We start from the raw sequence: 17,230 nt of genomic DNA, 5'->3' as shown, positions 1-17,230 counted from the left end.
CCCATCAGAATCAAATGCTCGGATGGACACCTGCAGCATGATTCGCGGGCCGTCCATCGCGCTTGGCCGCGTGGGCAGGAGGCGCGCTCATTTGCAGCGAACGGCCGGGGATGGACTTTTCCACCATTCCGAATTGGACTCATCCGAGGTCGGCACGTCATTTTTGCCGTTGACTCGGGGGCGCGGCGCGGGTGTATTGCGCGCGAGAACCCGCACGAAAGTTGGCAACAAACGTCTGCCCATGAACAACAAGCACGACAAAATCCTCTTCTGGGGCTGCTTCATCGCGCTCATCACCACGAGTTACGCCTTCATCAGCCGCATGATCCTGTGCGGCGGCCAGTTCATTACCGACTTCGGTCTCGACAAGGTGGCGGTGGGCGAGTTGCAGGGCGCGGGCATCTGGCCGTTTGGCGTGAGCATCATCGTGTTCAGCCTGTTCATCGACCGTATTGGCTACAAGGTGGCGATGGTGTTTTCGTTCGTTTGCTACCTCATTTACAGCGCGCTGGCCTTTGCGGCCTATCATGCGATTCAGGGCGTTTCCGGTGAGGCGCTGCTGGCGGCACAAAAGCACGGTTACCAACTGTTGTATTGGGGCAGCATCATTCTGGGGCTGGGCAACGGCACGGTGGAGGCTTACGCGAATCCGGTGGTTGCCACCATGTTCAACCGGGACAAAACCAAATGGCTCAACCGGCTGCACGCGGGCTGGCCGGGTGGCCTGGTGATTGGGGGACTTTGCACGATTTACATTGCAGAACGCCAGATCACGGACTGGCGGCTGACGCTGGGGTTGATTCTCATTCCGGCGGTCATTTTTTTCCTCATGCTGATCGGGTTGAAATTTCCCCGCAGCGAACGTGAGCAGGCGGGGGTGGGTTATGTGGACATGCTCAAGGAACTGGGCGTGTTTGGGGCGTTCGTGGGATTTGGGCTGGTGATTGCCCAGTTGGGCGAGGTGTTCGGCTGGTCGGGGAATCTGCGCTGGGGGTTGGTGCTGGCCGTCGCGGTCATCTTTGCCGTGGTCACCCGGTCGGTGGGCCGGCCTTTGCTGGGATTTCTCATCATCATCATGATGCCGCTGGCGACGACAGAGCTCGGCACGGATGGCTGGATCACCTCGTTGATGGAGGCGCCGATGAAAATGGCGGGGCACAATCCTGCGTGGGTGCTGGTTTACACCTCGGCGATCATGATGGTGCTGCGGTTTTCCGCCGGACCGTTGATTCACAAGCTTTCGCCCCTGGGCCTGCTGGCGACGTGCGCCACACTGGCCATCGCTGGATTGACGGCACTTTCGAAGACGAGCGGCGCGGGCATGCTGGCGATTTTCGCCGCCGCCACGCTTTACGGGGTGGGCAAAACGTTCTTCTGGCCGACGATGCTGGGGTTGACCACCGAACAATGTCCCAAAGGCGGCGCGTTGACCTTGAATGCCATGGGCGGCATCGGGATGCTGGCAGTGGGCATTCTGGGCGCGCCCTTCATTGGCTATTTGCAGGAGTATTCGGCCACGGCGAAACTTCAGACCGCCGACACCGCGTTGTATCAAAGTGTGACCAAGGAGAGCCATTATCTGCTGGGGCAGTATCGGGCGATTGACCCGGAAAAGGCCGCGGCGGTGCAGGATCCGGCCGCGCAGCAGACGATCAAAACCGCCCAGGTCACCGGACAGTTTGCCGCACTGGGCAAAATGGCCATGTTCCCGGCGTTCATGCTGGTTTGTTATCTTTCGCTGATTCTCTACTTCAAGACCAAGGGGGGCTATCGTCCGGTGCATTTGAGCGGCACCTGAACGGGGCCGCGTGGCGCTCCCTTCCGCCAGGAGATCGGGAGAAAAACATTGCCGCCCGGGCACGGTTCTGGCTTTATCGCGTCGCGATTTTGCCGTGAAATCGGGCCTGATTGGGCCGGGTATCAAGGATGTCCTTCTCATGAACCGCGCACGAATGCATGTATATTATTCGGGAAGGGTTCAGGGCGTGGGATTCCGATACACGGTCAAAACCGTGGCCTTGGGGTTTGAGGTGACCGGCACGGTGCGTAATCTCCCCGATGGACGGGTGGAACTCGTGGCCGAAGGTGCGCGCGAAGAGCTGGAAGCCTTCCGTCAAGGCATCCGGGAAGCCGGCGTGGCGGCGTTCATCCGGGATGAAGCCGTGGCTTGGGAATCGGCCACCGGCGAGTTTCGCGGGTTTGAAATCGTGACATAACATGCGGTTTGCCATCATAGCAGATATTCACGGGAACTTGGACGCGTTGCGGGTTGTCCTCGAAGACACCAAACAGCAACGCTGCACCCATTACGCCTGCTTGGGCGACGTGGTCGGCTATGGCCCCAACCCCAAGGAATGCCTCGACATCATCCGCGGCATGGGCATGCCCTGCGTGAAGGGCAATCACGACGAATACTGTTCGGTGGATCAATCCACGGAAGGATTCAACCCCGCCGCCGCCGAGGCGGTGCTCTGGACGCGGCAGCAACTGACCGAGGACGACAAACAGTGGCTCCGGGATCTGAAATACGTCCGCATGGTGACCAGCTTTACAATCGTGCACGCCACGCTCGACGGCCCCCAACGCTGGGGTTACGTGTTCGACAAACTGGCCGCCGCCGCCAGCTTCACCTACCAGAACACGGCCATGTGCTTTTTCGGTCACACCCACGTGCCGGTTGCCTTCATGCGTGACAGCATGGTGCGCGGCGGGACCTATTCCAAATTCAAGACGGAGCCGGGTAAAAAATATTTCATCAACGTGGGCGCCGTGGGCCAGCCGCGTGACGGCAACCCCAAGGCATCCTACGTGGTTTACGACGTGCACGAGGGCACCGTGGAAATTCGCCGGCTGGATTACGACATTCCCGCCGTGCAGGCGAAGATCCGGGCCGCCGGTCTGCCGGAACGGCTCGCGGAACGCCTGGCCTACGGTAAATAACCGCCGCTCTCATCAACCCGCCGCCGCGCCGGGCCAGCCCGCGGTTTTCGCTTGAAGGTTCTCATCCTTAAGCCCAGTTCGCTCGGCGATGTCATCCAGGCGCTGCCCGTTGCACGGCTCATCAAGCGCCACCTGCCCCACAGCGAGATCCATTGGTGGGTGGATGCCAGCCTGGCGCCGTTGCTGGAGGGTGATCCTGACCTGGCCGGCATCATCCGCTTCGAGCGCCGTCGGTGGGCGCAACCCAAATACCTTCGCCAGTTCCTGCGCGATCTGCGCTGGATGCGCGCCCGGCACTTTGACTGGGTCATCGATCTGCAAAGCCTGGCCCGCAGCGGCGCGGTGGCGTGGCTGGCCAGCGGCAAAAAACTCATCGGCCTTGACGAGCCCCGCGAGGGCGCCCGCGGCTTTTACGACGTCATCGTGCAGCGCCCGTCCTGGCACACGCACGCCGTGGATTGGTATCTGCGTGCATTGGAGCCGTTGCAGGTGCCGACGACGCTGCCGTTCACGTGGCTGCCGGAGCGGGCCGAGGTGGCCGCTGCGCTCCGGAACAAATGGGACGTGGCGGGTGCGCGGTGGGTTTTGCTTCAACCCGGGGCGCGGTGGGCGAACAAACGCTGGCCCGCCGCCAACTTTGCCGCCGTTGCGCAACAGCTGGCCGCGGATGCCGCTGATTTGCGCTTCGCTGTTTTGGGCGGACGGGACGACACGGAAGCGGGGCAGGCCATTGCGGCGGCCTTGCCGGGCCGCTGTCTGGACCTCACGGCAAAAACTTCGCTGCCGGAGATGATTGAATGGGTCCGGCTGGGGGAATTATTGGTCACGAACGACACCGGACCCATGCACGTGGCGGCCGCCATGCGCCGGCCGGTGGTGGCCGTGTTCGGTCCGACCTCGCCGCATCGCACCGGGCCCTACGGACAAATTGAGAACGTTTTGCGCATTGATCTGCCCTGTTCTCCGTGCCTGAAGCCGCGCTGTCATTATGTGAAGCCGCTGGCGTGTTTGCAGGGGATTGACGTGGGCCGGGTGGTCACGGCGGCCCGGCGGGCGCTGGCCGGTTGCGGTTAGGTGGGGCCGGTATTGTGGCTTGCAGGCCCGTGGCAGGGAACTAGAGTGGCCCCATGAAAATCTGCTCGTTCATCTGGCTCGCCTTGTTTGTCTCGGTGCTTTCTGTGCGGGCGCAGGTCTCGGTGGAGATTGTGCTCGATCAGGACAAGTATCTGCCGGCGGAACAATTGATGGCCGGTGTCCGCATCGTCAATCGTTCCGGGCAGACGCTGCATCTCGGGGAGGATGCCGACTGGGTCCAGTTCACGATTCAGCGTCTCAACGGGGGGGGCGTGCATCAAAACAGCGCGCCGCCCGTGCAGGGCGCCTTCGATTTGGAATCCTCCAAGCAGGCGACCATGAAGGTGGATCTCGCGCCGTGCTTTGATCTGCGCCGGCCGGGCGCCTACCTCATTTCGGCCCTCGTCAAAATCAAGGACTGGAAACAAACGCTCGTCACCAAGGAGGTGCAGTTCGAGGTCATCGAAGGCACCAAGCTGTGGGAACAGGCGTTCGGCGTGCCCGCGAGCGCCGGGGCCTCGGAGCCGCCGGAGGTGCGCAAATACACGTTGCAACAGGCCAACTACCTGCGCAGTCAGTTGCGCCTTTATCTCCGCGTGTCCGCCGCCGACGGCCGCGTGCTCAAGCTCATCAACGTCGGTCCGATGATCACCTTCGGGCAGCCTGAACCCCAGGTTGATGCGAAGAGCCGGTTGCATTTGCTCTACCAAAACGGGGCCAAAACCTTCAGCTATCTCGTGGTGGATCCCGACGGTGAAATAAAAGTGCGGCAAACTTATGAATATTCCGAGACCCGCCCGCGTCTGCGCTTAAACGACCGCGGGGAAATTCAAGTCGTCGGTGGCGTGCGCCGCCCGTCGGCGGATGACGTGCCCGCCGCGACCGATGCATCGGATGATCGAAAGTTGCCTCAATCATGACCTGACCCGCCGCGCTTGTGCCAGCGCGGTTCTGCTCCTCCTTGTCCTTTCCACTCTTTCTGTCCGCGCGGACACGATCGTCTTCCATCTGAAAAACGGCGACCGCGTGGCGGGCGCCATTGTGTCCGAAACCACCACCAACGTCGTGGTTTCCACGCCGTGGGCCAAGGCGCTGACCCTGCCCGTTGACCAGATCCTGCGCCGCGAAACGGTGCCCGCCCCGGTGGTGACCAATGCCGTGGCCGCTACGCCGCCGCCAGCGCCGGCCGCGACGAATCATCCGGCACCCGTGACCGTGGCCAAGGCCACCCCACCCGCCCAGCCGGCACCGCCCCCCAAGGCTGTCGCCCCTGCCAAGCCCAAACCGCACGGCGAATGGCGCACCGACATCAAGCTGGGCATGGACCTGATTTACGGCCAGCGGGACCAGAACATTTACTACGGCACGCTGGGGCTGACGTATTCCCGGCCTTACCAGTCCAATCCGAAGAAGTTTTTCCGCAACAAGTTTGACTACCGGGCCGATTACGCGCGCACCGACGGGACGAAGTCCGCCGACCGCATGAACGCCAATAACAAGAGCGACTTTGACATCGGCACCAGCATGTTCGTTTACAACGCGATGAGCGTGGGCTACGACAACGTGCGGCAGATTGACCTGCAATACAACATTGGCCCGGGTCTTGGCTATCATCTGTTCAAGAAGGCCAATCTTGCGGCGAATCTCGAGGGCGGCATCAGCTATCAGCGGCAGGATTTCAAGGCCTCTCCCCGCTCGGAGTCGGCGTTTGCCCGCGCGAGCCAGGATCTGACGTGGAAGATTTACGAGGGCATCACCCTGTCAGAGAGCGCCACCGTGCTGGTCCAGATGGACAACCCGGACAACACCCAACTCCGGTGGGAGTCCACGCTGGCGTTTCCGCTGTTCAAAAGCGTGTCCTTCAACCTGACGGGCGTGGAGCTGTATGACACGCAGCCGGCGCCGGGCGTCACGCGCAGCGAATTCCAACTGCGTTCGGCCATCGGGGTGACCTTCTGACGCGGCTACTCGGCCAGATCCCGGCCCAGCTGAACCCGGGCCTGCATCAGCTTCATGATCGGCAGGGTGCGCATCAGGGCGTTTTCCTCGGTCTGACCCGGAAATGATTCCAGATGAATCCGCACGGCCGCGATCGGGTCGCCGTTGCGGTCGCGCAGCGGCTTGACGATTTCCACGTGGCCCTGCGTTTTGGCGTAAAACGTTTTCGCCTGCTGGATGCACTCCCGTTCGTATTTGCCGCCGCCGGTGCCAACGTCAGCCGGCTCGTTGCTCGCGATGACCGTGGGGTCCGCGTTCGTGCCGGCCAGCGTATAAATTCGCAACGCCTGGATGCGTGGATATTTTTCCATGATGCTCTGCACGAGCGTTTGCGCCAAGGGCACCTTCGGGGTGTAGGTGATGACGGTGTCGGTGAAGTAGCTGACGGCGTCGGACTTCGTCCAGAAGCCAATCTTGCCGGCCGTGAACGAGGTGTCGGTCAGCCGGGGAATCACTTCGCGGCCGTCGAAATCGGCCCGGATCGAGTTGCCCCGGCACTCGATTTTGAGTTCGTGCCACACGCCAGTCTTCACGTCCAGTTCGGGGCCGATGGGAACGCTGCGCAGGCCGTTCACCACCTTGTAGAAGCGCACATTGCGCCCCAGTGCGCTCGCGCGAATCACGTAGAAATTGGTGGGGTCCTGGATGCGAAAGGCGATGCCGGCCATTTGCTCCGTCTTGCCGCCCACCATTTTAAGGCGCGTGCTGAGCGTAAAATCGCCGAAGGATTCGCCGTCAAAAACCAGCAGGGGAAAATGTTCGTCCGTGGGATCCTGGGCCAGTTGGGCGAGCACCGCGTGCCGGGAAACGGACGGCGCCTGCGGTGTCAAGGGCGCCAGCAGCGGCGGCACCTCGTCCAGCACGATTTGCCAGTCGCCGGGCTGACCGCTGCCCGAGACGAGGCTGCTGAACCCCTTGGGCCGCGACCCGGCGGGCAGTTCGCTGAAGTTAAAATGCTTTTCCGTGGCCCGGGCCGTCACGCAGAGCGCAGCCAGGGCCAGGGCGGAGACGATTCGCATGGCGGGAAGCTCGCAAAAAGCCTGCGGCCGGGCAAGCGTGGCATCCGCAGGATGGCGGCGAGAAACGGGCTTTGGCTTGTTGCTGGTGTTTGGAGGCTTCCGCCTGGAGACCGGGAAATTCTTGCCAACCCCGAGCCGCCTCGGGCATTTTCGCGCATGGCAGCTACGCTGAAGCCCCACCCCATTGATTCACAGTTTTTCCAGGCGGCGGATGTCTTTTTCCCGGCGCAGGCCGGCCTCGCCCTGACCTACGACGACGTTACCCTGGCCACGCAGTATTCCGAAATCCTGCCCCGCGACACGCAACTGGGCACCATGCTCGCGAATGGCCTGCAGTTGAACATCCCCATTGTCTCCGCGGACATGGACACCGTGACCGAATCGCGCATGGCCATCGCCATGGCGTTGAACGGGGCGCTGGGGCTCATCCACTACAACATGCCCGAAGAGGACCAACTGCATCACGTCAGCCGCGTGAAGAACCACGTGCACGGTCTGATCCAGGATCCCATCAAGGTTTCCCCGGATGAACTGATTGGCGATGTGCTGGCCATGGTGGAGAAGCGCCGTTTCGAGTTTCGGACGTTCCCCGTGGTGGACGCTTCCGGCAAGCTCGTCGGCTTGTTGTCGGGGCACGTCGTGAAGCACCGTTACGCGGCGCGCAAAGTTTCCGAGGCGCTCACCCCGCGCAGCCAGGTCCAGACCATCGGCAAAAAAGAGCTCGGCTCCAACCCCATCGCGCGGGCGGACAAATTCTTCACCGACCATCCCGGCATTCACAAACTGCTCGTCGTCGATGACAAGGATCACCTGCACGGGCTGTTCACGATGAGCGACGTCGAGCGCATCACGCAGGAGCGGAAGGCGCAGTTCAAACCGGCGCGCGACGCGCAATTCCGGCTCGTCTGCGGTGCGGCCGTGAGTGCCACGCGCAACGCCTTTGGCGAGCTGGACCGCGACCGCATCCTGAAGCACGTCGGCGGTCTGGTGGAGCGGGGCGTTGATGTGGTGGCGGTCTCCACGGCCCACGGCTTCAGCAAGGGCGTGGCGGAAACGGTGAAGATGATTCGCGGCGAATTCAAACAGCTGCCCATCATCGCGGGCAACGTCACCAGCGCCGCCGGCGTGGAATTTCTCGCCGACGCTGGCGCCAGCATCATCAAGGTGGGCCAGGGCCCGGGCTCCATTTGCACCACGCGCGTGGTGGCGGGCGTCGGGATTCCCCAGTTGACGGCCCTCTACGTGTGCTCTCGCGCTGCGGCCAGGAAAGGCGTCAGCATTCTGGCCGACGGTGGCATTACGAAGTCGGGCGACATCGTGAAGGCGTTGACGCTCGCGCAGGCCGTGGTGTGCGGCGGCATTCTGGCCGGTTGTCCCGAGGCGCCGGGGCAGATCATGGAAATCGGCGGCAAAATGTATAAGCAATACCGCGGCATGGGCAGCCTGGCAGCCATGAAGGCGGGCTCGGCCGCGCGTTACGGCCACGACAAGGCCGATAGCACGCGCAAGGTGGCCGCCGAAGGCATCGAGGCGCTCAAGGAAGTGTCCGGCTCCGTGGACCAGGTGCTGTCCCAGCTCATCGGCGGCATCCAGAGCGGCATGGGCTACCTCGGCGCCGCCAATCTGGAGCAGCTCTGCCTGAAGGCCCGCTACATCCGCGTCAGTCCGGCCGGCATGAAAGAAGCCGCGCCCCACGACGTCGTGGAATTGAAGACGGGCCATTGACGGAGCCGGCGGCGGCGCTAAAACGCGCGCCAAATCATCCGCCAAAAGCGGTGGCCCGGGAACCTTGGGCCGGCGCGCGGTGGTGCTTCCTCGTGGACGGGTTGTGACGGAGGATTCCAATGTTCGGCCAGCGAGGCCAGTTCCGCTTCCATCTGTCGGGCGGCCTCCCGCTGCGCACGTTCCGCGTTGAGCCGCCGCTCCACAGCCGACCAGAATTGCTGGTTCGCCTGAGCCAAGGCGGATTCGAGCTCCGCCAGGTGGTGGGATTTCAATTCGGCCGGCGTGCACTCGATCCAGATCGCGCCATCTTCCATGCCCACCCGGCGTTCCGGCACGTGGATCATGGATTGCCACGCGCGGATGAACAGATTCGACCAGCCCACGGGCGGTTTCTCTGACAGTTGCAGATAGACCGGACCTCGCCTGTGCCTAGCCGGTAACAACGCTCCTCATCGAGCCCGGCGATTTTGAGATCATGAAACGGCGTTGGCATGGTGGCGCGGGTTGTGGGTGCGTCTGCCTGTTGAGCATCGCGCTTGCCAACCGAAGGTGGGGCCGAAACCGTGTGATTTGGCGAGGCGTGGGCGCGCATTGCGCGTCGTCCACGCGACGCGCGTGGGGCGGGCGCGGCTCGTGGCGGGTTTGCCTGCGGGAACGGCAGCTAAAATTGGATGGCCTCGTTCAGCTTGCCGCATTGCGGGCAGCGCGAGCGGTCCACGTCGGGGTCGTCCGTGTAAACCGAGCCGCATTTCTGGCAGCGGAAAATGCGATCCTGGCTGGGGTGCGGCTCGAAGCGGCGCCGGCGCAGTTCAGTCCAAATCACCAGCAGCCCCAAGGCTCCCAGCGAGATCACCACGAATCCCAGAATCAGCGTATGAATGGGCATGATTAACGCGGGTTGACGCTGTCGTTGGTGACCGGCGCGGGCAGGGTGTTCCAGTGAAAAATCAGCCGGCCCGAGCCAAGTCCGGCCGCCGGATCGTTCGGATGTTCGGTCAACGCCGCCTGGTCCGGGCCAAAATGAGCGGCGCGGGCCAGATCCACCGCGCGTTGGTCGGCTGCCTTCAGGCCGCTGCCCTTGGGGTCCAGCAGCACGGCGGAAATGGGATTGCCGCGGGCGTCAATCAATACCTGCACGACGCTCGGCGCCAGGATTTCGGCGTTCGTCCAGGACGGCAGCGGCGGAATGAACTCGAGACCGCGGCGGGCCAGGTCGCCCGTGACCTCCCACTCGGAGCCCGTGCGCAGCGGTGGGTTGGGCACATTGCCAAGATCGGTTGGAGCGGCCAGCGGGCGGACGGTAAAATGGAACGGGGCGAGCGGACTTGTCCGCACGAATTCATGAAAGGCGGCGCCGAACGCGACCGGAGTTGGCGCCAGCCACAAGGGTTCGTCCAGCGAACCGGGGGGGCGGTATTGATGCGGCGGAACAGTGAGCCAGGCCGGACCCGAGAATCCTTCCGGGTGCGGCACCGCGAACAGCGTCGGGTCCGTGAGCGTCAGCCACTCATTTTTGACCCGTGGCGCCATGCGCACGACGGGCCGTGCGTTCAACCGATGCACCGGGCGTGGCGTGTGTTCGCTGAACCACAGAATCAATCCCGCCTGCACAAGCACGGCGAGCACAACGGCCCCAATCCACTGGCGCCTTGTCCAGGCGGAGGAATCTGGCAGCACGGCGTTCACGGGCGGGCCGGCGTTTTGTCGAACGGCCGGGGAAGCGTCGCCAGGACCGCGTTTTCAATGCCGGCCTGCCGCGCCAGCAGCGTCAGACGGATCAAGTTTTCGTAACTGACGGCCCGGTCTGCGCGGACGATCAGCGTTGGTTTCTCGGGGGCGGCCTTTACGGTTTCGCTCAACCGCGCCAGCAGTTGGGTTTCTTCCATCAGCTGGTTCTCGTAGAACAACCGGCCGCTGGCGTCCATGGCCACGCTGAGCGTCGGCTTGTCCGTGCCGGGCAGGGCGTCGTCCGCCGGCAGGCTGGCCACGGGCAGTTCAATGTGGACGCCCGGGGTGTAGAGCAGGTTGCCCAGTAACAGGAAGGTGACCAGCAGGAACATGACGGCCGCCCACGGTGCGGCTTCCAGCGAGCCCTTGGCGATGCGGGCGTTGCGTGGAAATTTCATGACGTCTTGCTGCTGTTCAGCTCCGCCAGAATGTTCACGATTTCCGTGGCGGAACGTTCCATGTCCAGGACGATTGTGTTCACCCGGCTGACGAGGTAGTTGTAGCCGACATGCGTCGGGATGGCGACCGCGATGCCGGCGCCGGCGCTGATGAGGGCGCGCCAGATGCCCCCGGAAAGCTGCCCGATTTGTGCGCCCAGCCCGGCGTCCTGCAACTGGTAAAACACCGTGATGAAGCCCAGCACGGTGCCGAGCAATCCCAGCAGCGGCGCGATCTGGGCCACCGTCGCCAGCAGGTTTAGTTTCGCCTCCAGCCGCGGCACTTCGACGAGGCCCGCGTCCTCCAGTGCCTCGCGGACACCGTCCTTGCCCTTGTCACGATTGACGATGGCGGTGCGCACCAGCCGGGCCACCGGACCGGGGGTGGCGTCGCAGATGGACAGGGCCTCCACGACGTTGTCCCGCTTCAGCACGGTGCGGACGCCGTTGAGAAACTCGGTGGAGTTGATCTGGGAACGGTGGCAGTAAAGCACGCGCTCGATGAACACCGCGATGGCAACTCCGCTCAGCACGAGCAGCAACCACATCATCGGGCCGCCGTTGCCGAGCAGGGTGCGGAGCATCAGCTGGCTGTCGGGCGCCGTTCCCGGCGCCGCGGCCAGGACCGGAAACGTGAGCGTCGCGAGTAGCATGGGCCTGTTATACGGCGGCGGCAAAAAAGGGGCAACATTCAACGCTCAATCGGCCATGCCGAAGGCCCAGTTCGGCCGGTCGCCAATGCACCGGATCGACGTTGGGCATTGCCGGTTGCGGGCCGTTTGTTTTCATACCTTTCCGCTTGCTTCGCCGCCGCTTCGCCGAAATTCTGCGGCATGGAAAAGCCAGACCAGCTTCGCGAGTTGTTCCGCATGCAGCAGGCGCTGAACGAGCGCATCGGCGTCCGGACGGCCGGCATGAGCGACGAGGAAAAAACGAAATGGATTCTCAACTACTGCCGCGCCATGACGCAGGAAATCGCCGAGCTGACCGACAGCGTGCCCTGGAAGTGGTGGGCGAAGTATCAGAAGTTTGACGAGCAAAACGCCCGCGTCGAGGTCGTGGACCTGTTTCACTTTCTCATCAGCCTGGCGCAGGTGCTCGGGATGAGCGCGGACGACGTGTTCGCCGCCTACGTCAAAAAGAACGAGGTCAATTTCCAGCGGCAGGATTCCGGCTACGCGGTGAAAAACCACGACGATTCAAAGCACATCTGACCTTATGGAAGCGCGTGTGTGTTCCGGGAGCAGCGCGGCGGCGGTGCCCAAACGCTGGCAGGCCGAGGTGGAAAGCATCCTCATCACGGAAGCGCAAATTGCCAGCCGCGTGGCCGAGATGACCCGGGAAATTCAGCGCGATTTCCGCGGCCGGGAACTGGTGGTGGTTTCGCTGCTGACCGGCACGGTCATGTTTCTGGCGGACCTGATCCGGCACTTGGAACTGCCGCTGCGGCTGGACTTCATGGGCGTGTCCAGCTACGGCGCCGGCACGGAATCCGGCGAACTGGTCTTCACCAAGGAATTGCGCATCGACGTGGCGGGGCGCGACGTGCTGCTGGTGGACGACATTCTCGACACGGGCCGGACGATGAGCCGGGTGCTGGCCAAGCTTTTCGTGCTTAAACCGCGTCGCATCAAAACCTGCGTGCTGCTGGACAAGCCGGAGCGCCGCACCGAGGACGTGGAAGCGGATTACGTCGGCTTCAAGATTCCGAACCAGTTTGTGGTGGGCTACGGACTGGATTTCGCCGAGCGCTACCGCAACCTGCCATTCGTGGGCGTGTTGCATCCGCACGTTTACCGGCAGGGCGGCAAGGCGAAGACGGTTAAAAAGGTCAAATAGACGAAAGGTTGCCAAGGCGAATCAATGCGGGGAGCGTTGACCTTGACGCCTGCAACTTGTTCGACGCTTCCAACCCTTCCCCGCGTCTCACACCTGCTTCACCGTGCCCCAATACACATCCAGCCGTTTGGCCAGGTAAAGCCGGATGGCTTTCACCAGCACCCGGGCTTCACGCTTTTGGCCCGCGGCCACGATGTCCTTCAGCGTCATGCGCGGCGAAATCACAAATGAATCCTGCGCGATGATGGGGCCTTCATCCAGGTGCATGCTGACGAAGTGCGCGGTGACGCCCGCGATCTTGACGCCGTGCTCGTAGGCCTGCCGATACGCCTGCGCGCCGGGAAAGCTGGGGAGCAGCGACGGATGCACGTTGATGATCTTGTTCTTGAACCGCCACACGATGTTCGGCGAGAGAATCTTCATGAACCGCGCGAGCACCATAAAATCCACGCGGTGCTCCTCGGTCAGCGCAAGCAGGCGTTCCTCGGCCTCGGCCCGCTCGTTCCAGGGCACGTGCACGAAGGGCAGCTTGTGTTTTTCCGCCAGCGGCCGGAGATCCGTCCGGTTGCCGATGACAACGGCGGGTTCGGCCTGCTTGAACTGGCCGCGCTTGAAGGCCGCCATGATGGCCTCGAAGCAATGCGGTTCCCGCGTGACCAGCAGGGCCATGCGTTGCCGTTGCCGCGGGTCGGTGAAGCGCAGCTTGATTTCCATGCCGAGTTCCCGGGCGAGCCGCAGCAGGCCCGACTCCAGTCCTTCGCCGTCGAGCTGGCCGCGCTTCCAGGACGCCTGCAGGGTCATGCTGAACTGGCCGCGCGTGACCTGTTCTTCGAGCGCCTCGATGTTGGCCCGTTGCGCAAACAGAAAACTCGTGACGCGGGCGATGACGCCGGTCTTGTCCCGTCCAATCACGGTGAGGGTGGCAAACGTTTTCATGGACAGCCGGGAAGAAACGCCATCTGCCGGCCGAACGGAAGGAGAAAGTCGGCGGGCGCGACGCTCGACTTCCCCGGGGTGAGCCACTACCGTGCGGTGCCGTGCAACTTAGGCTGATCAGTTTGCTGGGTCTGGTGGCTTTCATCGGATTGGCGTGGGCACTTTCCGCAAACCGCAAACTGTTTCCCTGGCGCACCGTGCTCTGGGGGCTGGCCCTGCAATTCACCTTCGCGATTCTGATTCTCAAGACCGCGCCCGGCCGCGCCATCTTCAACGTGACCGGCGCCGCCATCCGCAAGCTGGCGGATTTTGCCAACGAAGGATCGAAATTCGTTTTCGGTCCGCTGGCGGACAATACGTCGCTGGGGCAGGCGTTCGGACCGCAAAACACCCTCGTGCTCGGCATCCTGATCCTCGGCACCATCATCGTCGTCGCGATGCTGTCCACGCTGTTTTACCACTGGGGCATTCTGCAAAAGGTCGTGCACGCCATGGCGTGGGTGATGCGCAAGGCCATGCGCACCAGCGGGGCGGAAACCCTTTCGGCCGCGGCGAACATCTTCATGGGCCAGACCGAGGCGCCGCTGCTCATCAAGCCTTACATCCCGCGCATGACCCGGAGCGAACTGCTGTGCATGATGACCGGCGGCATGGCCACCATCGCCGGCGGTGTGGCCGCCGTGTATGCGGCGTTCGGCGCGCAAGCCGGCCATCCCGAGGTCGCGGGCAACCTGTTGACCGCCTCCGTGCTGAATGCGCCCGCAGCGCTGCTGGTCTCGAAAGTTCTTGTGCCTGAAACCGAGCTTAGCGAAACGGCCGGCGGCCACGTGGCGGATCCACCGCGGGTCACTGTAAACAGCGTGGACGCGCTGTGCCGCGGTGCGGGCGATGGCATGATGCTTTCCCTCAACGTCATTGCCATGCTGATCGCCTTCGTGGCGCTGGTGGCGGCGGTGAATTTTCTGCTGGTCTGGCCGCAGGCGCAGTTGCACGTGGCGCATCCCGTGACCCTGCAGGCCATCCTTGGCTGGCTCAACGCGCCTTTTGCCTGGTTGATGGGCGTGCCCCTGCACGACTGCGCAACCGTCGGCAGCGTGCTGGGGCAGCGCATCGTGCTGAGCGAATTCATCGGCTACACCTCGCTGAACGCCGTGACGGTGGACCTGCGCAGCTACACGATTGCGACCTACGCGCTTTGCGGTTTTGCCAACGTGGCCAGCATCGCCATCCAGGTGGGCGGCATTGGCTCGCTGGCGCCCGAGCGCCGCGGCGACATGGCCAGGCTGGGCATCCGCGCGATGATCGGCGGCTTGCTGGCGTGTTACCTCACCGCGTCCATCGCCGGGGTTTTGTTGTGAGAGCCGCCTGACGATGAACGTGGGCGTGGATCGAATGTCTCTGCTTTGCTGCTTGTTTGCCCATGCCCGAACAAAGCCGAAAATCCGACGTGCTGGTGCGTCCTGCGTTCCACAAAACGGCGGTCGCAGTTGACGGTCCGGTCTGAAACGCAACGCGCTTCATGCGTCTCTTTTTGAAATTGCTGTTCCTGGGACTCGCCATGGCCGCGTTGGCCTGGCTGGTCCCGCAGATCGCGGCGAGCTTCAATCGCGCAACCGCCACCGGCTCGACGGATGACGGCACGCGGGCCTATGCGCTGTTCAGCGGGTATCTCCTGGTGAGCGCCGCGCTGGCCGTGTTCCTTGCGCGCGAAGTCGCCGTCTTCAGCGGCGGGCTGGTTGCGCGCCTGTTCCTGGGCGGCGGCCGGCTGGGACGCTTCACCCCCGTGTTCTGGCGCGCCGAACGGTTGCGGCGGCAGGCCGGACCCTTGGATGCCGTGCGCGTGCTGCGCGAACAGCTCATCGCCCACCCGCGTCAGTGGCGCCTGGCGGTTCGCATCGCGGAGATTTATCAGCAGGACCTCGGCAACCCGCTGGCGGCGGCGCTGGAATACGAAGCCGCGCTGCAACAACGCCTGCCGCGGCCGGTGCAGGCGGAACTGATGGTGCGGCTGGCGGCGTGTTACCTGTTGCTGCGGCGCCCGGATGAATCCGCGGCGCTGCTGCGCCGGGTTGTGGAAGCATTCCCGCGCACGACCGTCGCCGGGACAGCCGAACGGCGGCTGGCGCGGATGAACGAGCCGTAGTGGTGCGGGCGAACCGCCTCCGCCACAAGGATTGCCTGCCGGGCCGCTTTCCGCTACTTTCCGCGCCTTGATTTTGCGGCCGCGGCCGCGCACTGAACTGAAAACCCGACCCGTCGCACCTGAACTTTGTTATGGCCCAACTCAACGACAATTACCTGAAACTCAAAGCCGGCTACCTCTTCCCCGAAATTGGCCGCCGCGTGAAAGCCTTCTGCGACGCCAATCCCGAAGCCGCCAGCCGCCTCATCCGCTGCGGCATCGGCGATGTGACCGAGCCGCTGCCGGCCGCCGTCGTCGCCGCGATGCACAAGGCCGTGGACGAGATGGCTGTGCGGGAGACTTTCAAAGGCTACGGTCCTGAGCAGGGCTACGAATGGCTGCGCCACGCCATTGCGCAGAACGATTTCCGCGAACGCAATCTTGACGTGGCCGACGATGAAATCTTCGTCAGTGACGGCTCGAAGTGCGATTGCGGCAACATCCTCGACATCCTCGGCGGCAAAAACAAAATCGCCATCAGCGATCCTGTGTATCCCGTCTATGTGGACACGAACGTGATGGCCGGCCACACCGGCGAAGCCAACGAAGCCGGCGCCTACGGCAAGATCGTTTACCTCCCGTGCCGCCCGAGCAACGGCTTCATCCCCGAGCCGCCGAAGAAGCACGTGGATGTGATCTACCTCTGCTCGCCGAACAATCCGACCGGCGCCGTTGCCACGCGCGCGCAGCTGGAGGCGTGGGTGAAATACGCGCTGGAGCACAAGGCCATCATCCTGTTCGACGCCGCTTACGAGGCCTACATCAGCGACCCGGCGATTCCACACTCAATTTACGAGATTCCCGGCGCGCGCGACTGCGCCATCGAGTTCCGCAGCTTCTCGAAGAACGGCGGCTTCACCGGCGTGCGCTGCGCGTTCACCGTCGTGCCGAAGACGCTCAACGCCTACACCAAGACCGGCGAGGCAAAGCCGCTGCATCCGCTCTGGAATCGCCGCATGACGACGAAGTTCAACGGCGTGAGCTACATCATCCAGCGCGCTGCGGAGGCGCTTTATTCGCCCGAAGGCAAGCAGCAGGTGAAGGCGCTCATCGAGCACTACATGGGCAACGCGGCGATTCTGCGCAAGGGCGCAAAGAAGGCCGGGCTGAAAGTTTATGGCGGCGAGAACGCGCCTTACATCTGGGTCCGCACGCCCAAAGGCGTCACGAGCTGGGACGCGTTCGACAAGATTCTGAAGGAGGCGAACGTCGTCATCACCCCTGGCAGCGGTTTCGGTTCGAAAGGGGAGGGCTTCTTCCGCATCAGCAGCTTCAACAGCCGCGCCAACGCCGAGGAAGTCGCACGCCGGTTGCCGGAGTTGAAGTGGTAGAAGGCTGAGCCAGCCGAACCT

Annotated in this window: 19 protein-coding genes; 12 read left to right on the top strand and 7 right to left on the bottom strand. The window is 63.3% G+C overall.

What is annotated here, in order from left to right; translation table 11 throughout:
• Nucleotides 1-241 precede the first annotated feature (241 nt).
• The 6 genes from VFV96_06710 to VFV96_06685 all read left to right on the top strand — a co-directional run bounded on the left by VFV96_06710 (nucleotide 242) and on the right by VFV96_06685 (nucleotide 5,973).
• The gene (locus VFV96_06710) at nucleotides 242-1,798 is read left to right on the top strand and encodes an MFS transporter (GenBank protein ID HEU5070086.1); all 1,557 of its coding nucleotides are present in this window, start codon (nucleotides 242-244) and stop codon (nucleotides 1,796-1,798) included.
• A gap of 139 nt (nucleotides 1,799-1,937) precedes the next feature.
• On the top strand, nucleotides 1,938-2,216 hold the full coding sequence (locus VFV96_06705; protein HEU5070085.1) for an acylphosphatase: 279 nt from the start codon (nucleotides 1,938-1,940) through the stop codon (nucleotides 2,214-2,216).
• A gap of 1 nt (nucleotide 2,217) precedes the next feature.
• The gene (locus tag VFV96_06700; protein HEU5070084.1) at nucleotides 2,218-2,940 is read left to right on the top strand and encodes a metallophosphoesterase family protein; all 723 of its coding nucleotides are present in this window, start codon (nucleotides 2,218-2,220) and stop codon (nucleotides 2,938-2,940) included.
• Between the two features lie 51 nt (nucleotides 2,941-2,991).
• Nucleotides 2,992-4,014, top strand: coding sequence for a lipopolysaccharide heptosyltransferase II (gene waaF / locus VFV96_06695; GenBank protein ID HEU5070083.1), 1,023 nt, complete (start codon nucleotides 2,992-2,994; stop codon nucleotides 4,012-4,014).
• 53 nt (nucleotides 4,015-4,067) lie between these two features.
• The gene (locus VFV96_06690) at nucleotides 4,068-4,934 is read left to right on the top strand and encodes a hypothetical protein (protein HEU5070082.1); all 867 of its coding nucleotides are present in this window, start codon (nucleotides 4,068-4,070) and stop codon (nucleotides 4,932-4,934) included.
• Nucleotides 4,909-5,973, top strand: coding sequence for a DUF481 domain-containing protein (locus VFV96_06685; GenBank protein ID HEU5070081.1), 1,065 nt, complete (start codon nucleotides 4,909-4,911; stop codon nucleotides 5,971-5,973). Before VFV96_06690 ends, VFV96_06685 begins: the two co-directional genes overlap by 26 nt.
• 5 nt (nucleotides 5,974-5,978) lie before the next feature.
• Here the strand turns inward: VFV96_06685 and VFV96_06680 are convergent, their stop codons facing one another.
• Nucleotides 5,979-7,031, bottom strand: a complete 1,053-nt coding sequence (locus VFV96_06680; GenBank protein ID HEU5070080.1) for a hypothetical protein — start codon at nucleotides 7,029-7,031, stop codon at nucleotides 5,979-5,981.
• 156 nt (nucleotides 7,032-7,187) lie between these two features.
• Between VFV96_06680 and VFV96_06675 the strand changes: the two genes are divergently transcribed.
• Nucleotides 7,188-8,756, top strand: a complete 1,569-nt coding sequence (locus VFV96_06675) for an IMP dehydrogenase (protein ID HEU5070079.1) — start codon at nucleotides 7,188-7,190, stop codon at nucleotides 8,754-8,756.
• A gap of 17 nt (nucleotides 8,757-8,773) precedes the next feature.
• Here the strand turns inward: VFV96_06675 and VFV96_06670 are convergent, their stop codons facing one another.
• The 5 genes from VFV96_06670 to VFV96_06650 all read right to left on the bottom strand — a co-directional run bounded on the left by VFV96_06670 (nucleotide 8,774) and on the right by VFV96_06650 (nucleotide 11,574).
• Nucleotides 8,774-9,139: a hypothetical protein gene (locus VFV96_06670; GenBank protein HEU5070078.1), complete on the bottom strand. Its 366-nt coding sequence runs from the start codon at nucleotides 9,137-9,139 to the stop codon at nucleotides 8,774-8,776.
• A gap of 278 nt (nucleotides 9,140-9,417) precedes the next feature.
• Nucleotides 9,418-9,642 (bottom strand): hypothetical protein, encoded by a 225-nt coding sequence (locus tag VFV96_06665; GenBank protein HEU5070077.1) that lies wholly within the window; start codon nucleotides 9,640-9,642, stop codon nucleotides 9,418-9,420.
• 2 nt (nucleotides 9,643-9,644) lie between these two features.
• Nucleotides 9,645-10,382 (bottom strand): hypothetical protein, encoded by a 738-nt coding sequence (locus VFV96_06660; protein HEU5070076.1) that lies wholly within the window; start codon nucleotides 10,380-10,382, stop codon nucleotides 9,645-9,647.
• Nucleotides 10,383-10,438: 56 nt separating this feature from the next.
• Nucleotides 10,439-10,882 carry a biopolymer transporter ExbD gene (locus VFV96_06655; GenBank protein ID HEU5070075.1) on the bottom strand — a complete coding sequence of 148 codons (444 nt, stop codon included), beginning with the start codon at nucleotides 10,880-10,882 and terminating at the stop codon, nucleotides 10,439-10,441.
• Nucleotides 10,879-11,574, bottom strand: a complete 696-nt coding sequence (locus VFV96_06650) for a MotA/TolQ/ExbB proton channel family protein (GenBank protein HEU5070074.1) — start codon at nucleotides 11,572-11,574, stop codon at nucleotides 10,879-10,881. The genes VFV96_06655 and VFV96_06650 overlap by 4 nt, the downstream gene beginning before the upstream one ends.
• 180 nt (nucleotides 11,575-11,754) lie before the next feature.
• On the opposite strand from VFV96_06650, the gene VFV96_06645 reads away from it, so the two are divergent.
• Together VFV96_06645 and hpt are read left to right on the top strand one after the other, a co-directional pair.
• Entirely contained in the window at nucleotides 11,755-12,135 is a 381-nt protein-coding gene (locus VFV96_06645) for a dUTPase (protein HEU5070073.1), read from the top strand.
• Between the two features lie 4 nt (nucleotides 12,136-12,139).
• Nucleotides 12,140-12,760, top strand: a complete 621-nt coding sequence (gene hpt / locus VFV96_06640; protein ID HEU5070072.1) for a hypoxanthine phosphoribosyltransferase — start codon at nucleotides 12,140-12,142, stop codon at nucleotides 12,758-12,760.
• 87 nt (nucleotides 12,761-12,847) lie between these two features.
• Here hpt and VFV96_06635 read toward each other — a convergent pair whose 3' ends face one another.
• Complete coding sequence (locus VFV96_06635; protein HEU5070071.1) at nucleotides 12,848-13,696, bottom strand: formyltetrahydrofolate deformylase; 849 nt, start codon at nucleotides 13,694-13,696, stop codon at nucleotides 12,848-12,850.
• 101 nt (nucleotides 13,697-13,797) lie between these two features.
• Between VFV96_06635 and VFV96_06630 the strand changes: the two genes are divergently transcribed.
• The 3 genes from VFV96_06630 to VFV96_06620 all read left to right on the top strand — a co-directional run bounded on the left by VFV96_06630 (nucleotide 13,798) and on the right by VFV96_06620 (nucleotide 17,209).
• Nucleotides 13,798-15,054 carry a nucleoside transporter C-terminal domain-containing protein gene (locus VFV96_06630; protein ID HEU5070070.1) on the top strand — a complete coding sequence of 419 codons (1,257 nt, stop codon included), beginning with the start codon at nucleotides 13,798-13,800 and terminating at the stop codon, nucleotides 15,052-15,054.
• A 173-nt stretch (nucleotides 15,055-15,227) separates the two neighbouring features.
• Nucleotides 15,228-15,839: a hypothetical protein gene (locus tag VFV96_06625; protein ID HEU5070069.1), complete on the top strand. Its 612-nt coding sequence runs from the start codon at nucleotides 15,228-15,230 to the stop codon at nucleotides 15,837-15,839.
• Between the two features lie 131 nt (nucleotides 15,840-15,970).
• Nucleotides 15,971-17,209, top strand: a complete 1,239-nt coding sequence (locus VFV96_06620) for an LL-diaminopimelate aminotransferase (protein ID HEU5070068.1) — start codon at nucleotides 15,971-15,973, stop codon at nucleotides 17,207-17,209.
• Nucleotides 17,210-17,230 lie beyond the last annotated feature (21 nt).

This window comes from Verrucomicrobiia bacterium, from assembly GCA_035765895.1.
In the GTDB taxonomy this organism is placed as follows: Bacteria; Verrucomicrobiota; Verrucomicrobiia; order Limisphaerales; family DSYF01; genus DSYF01.
The sequence above is the reverse complement of the archived record's forward strand: the minus strand, read 5'-3'. Positions and strand labels throughout refer to the sequence as shown.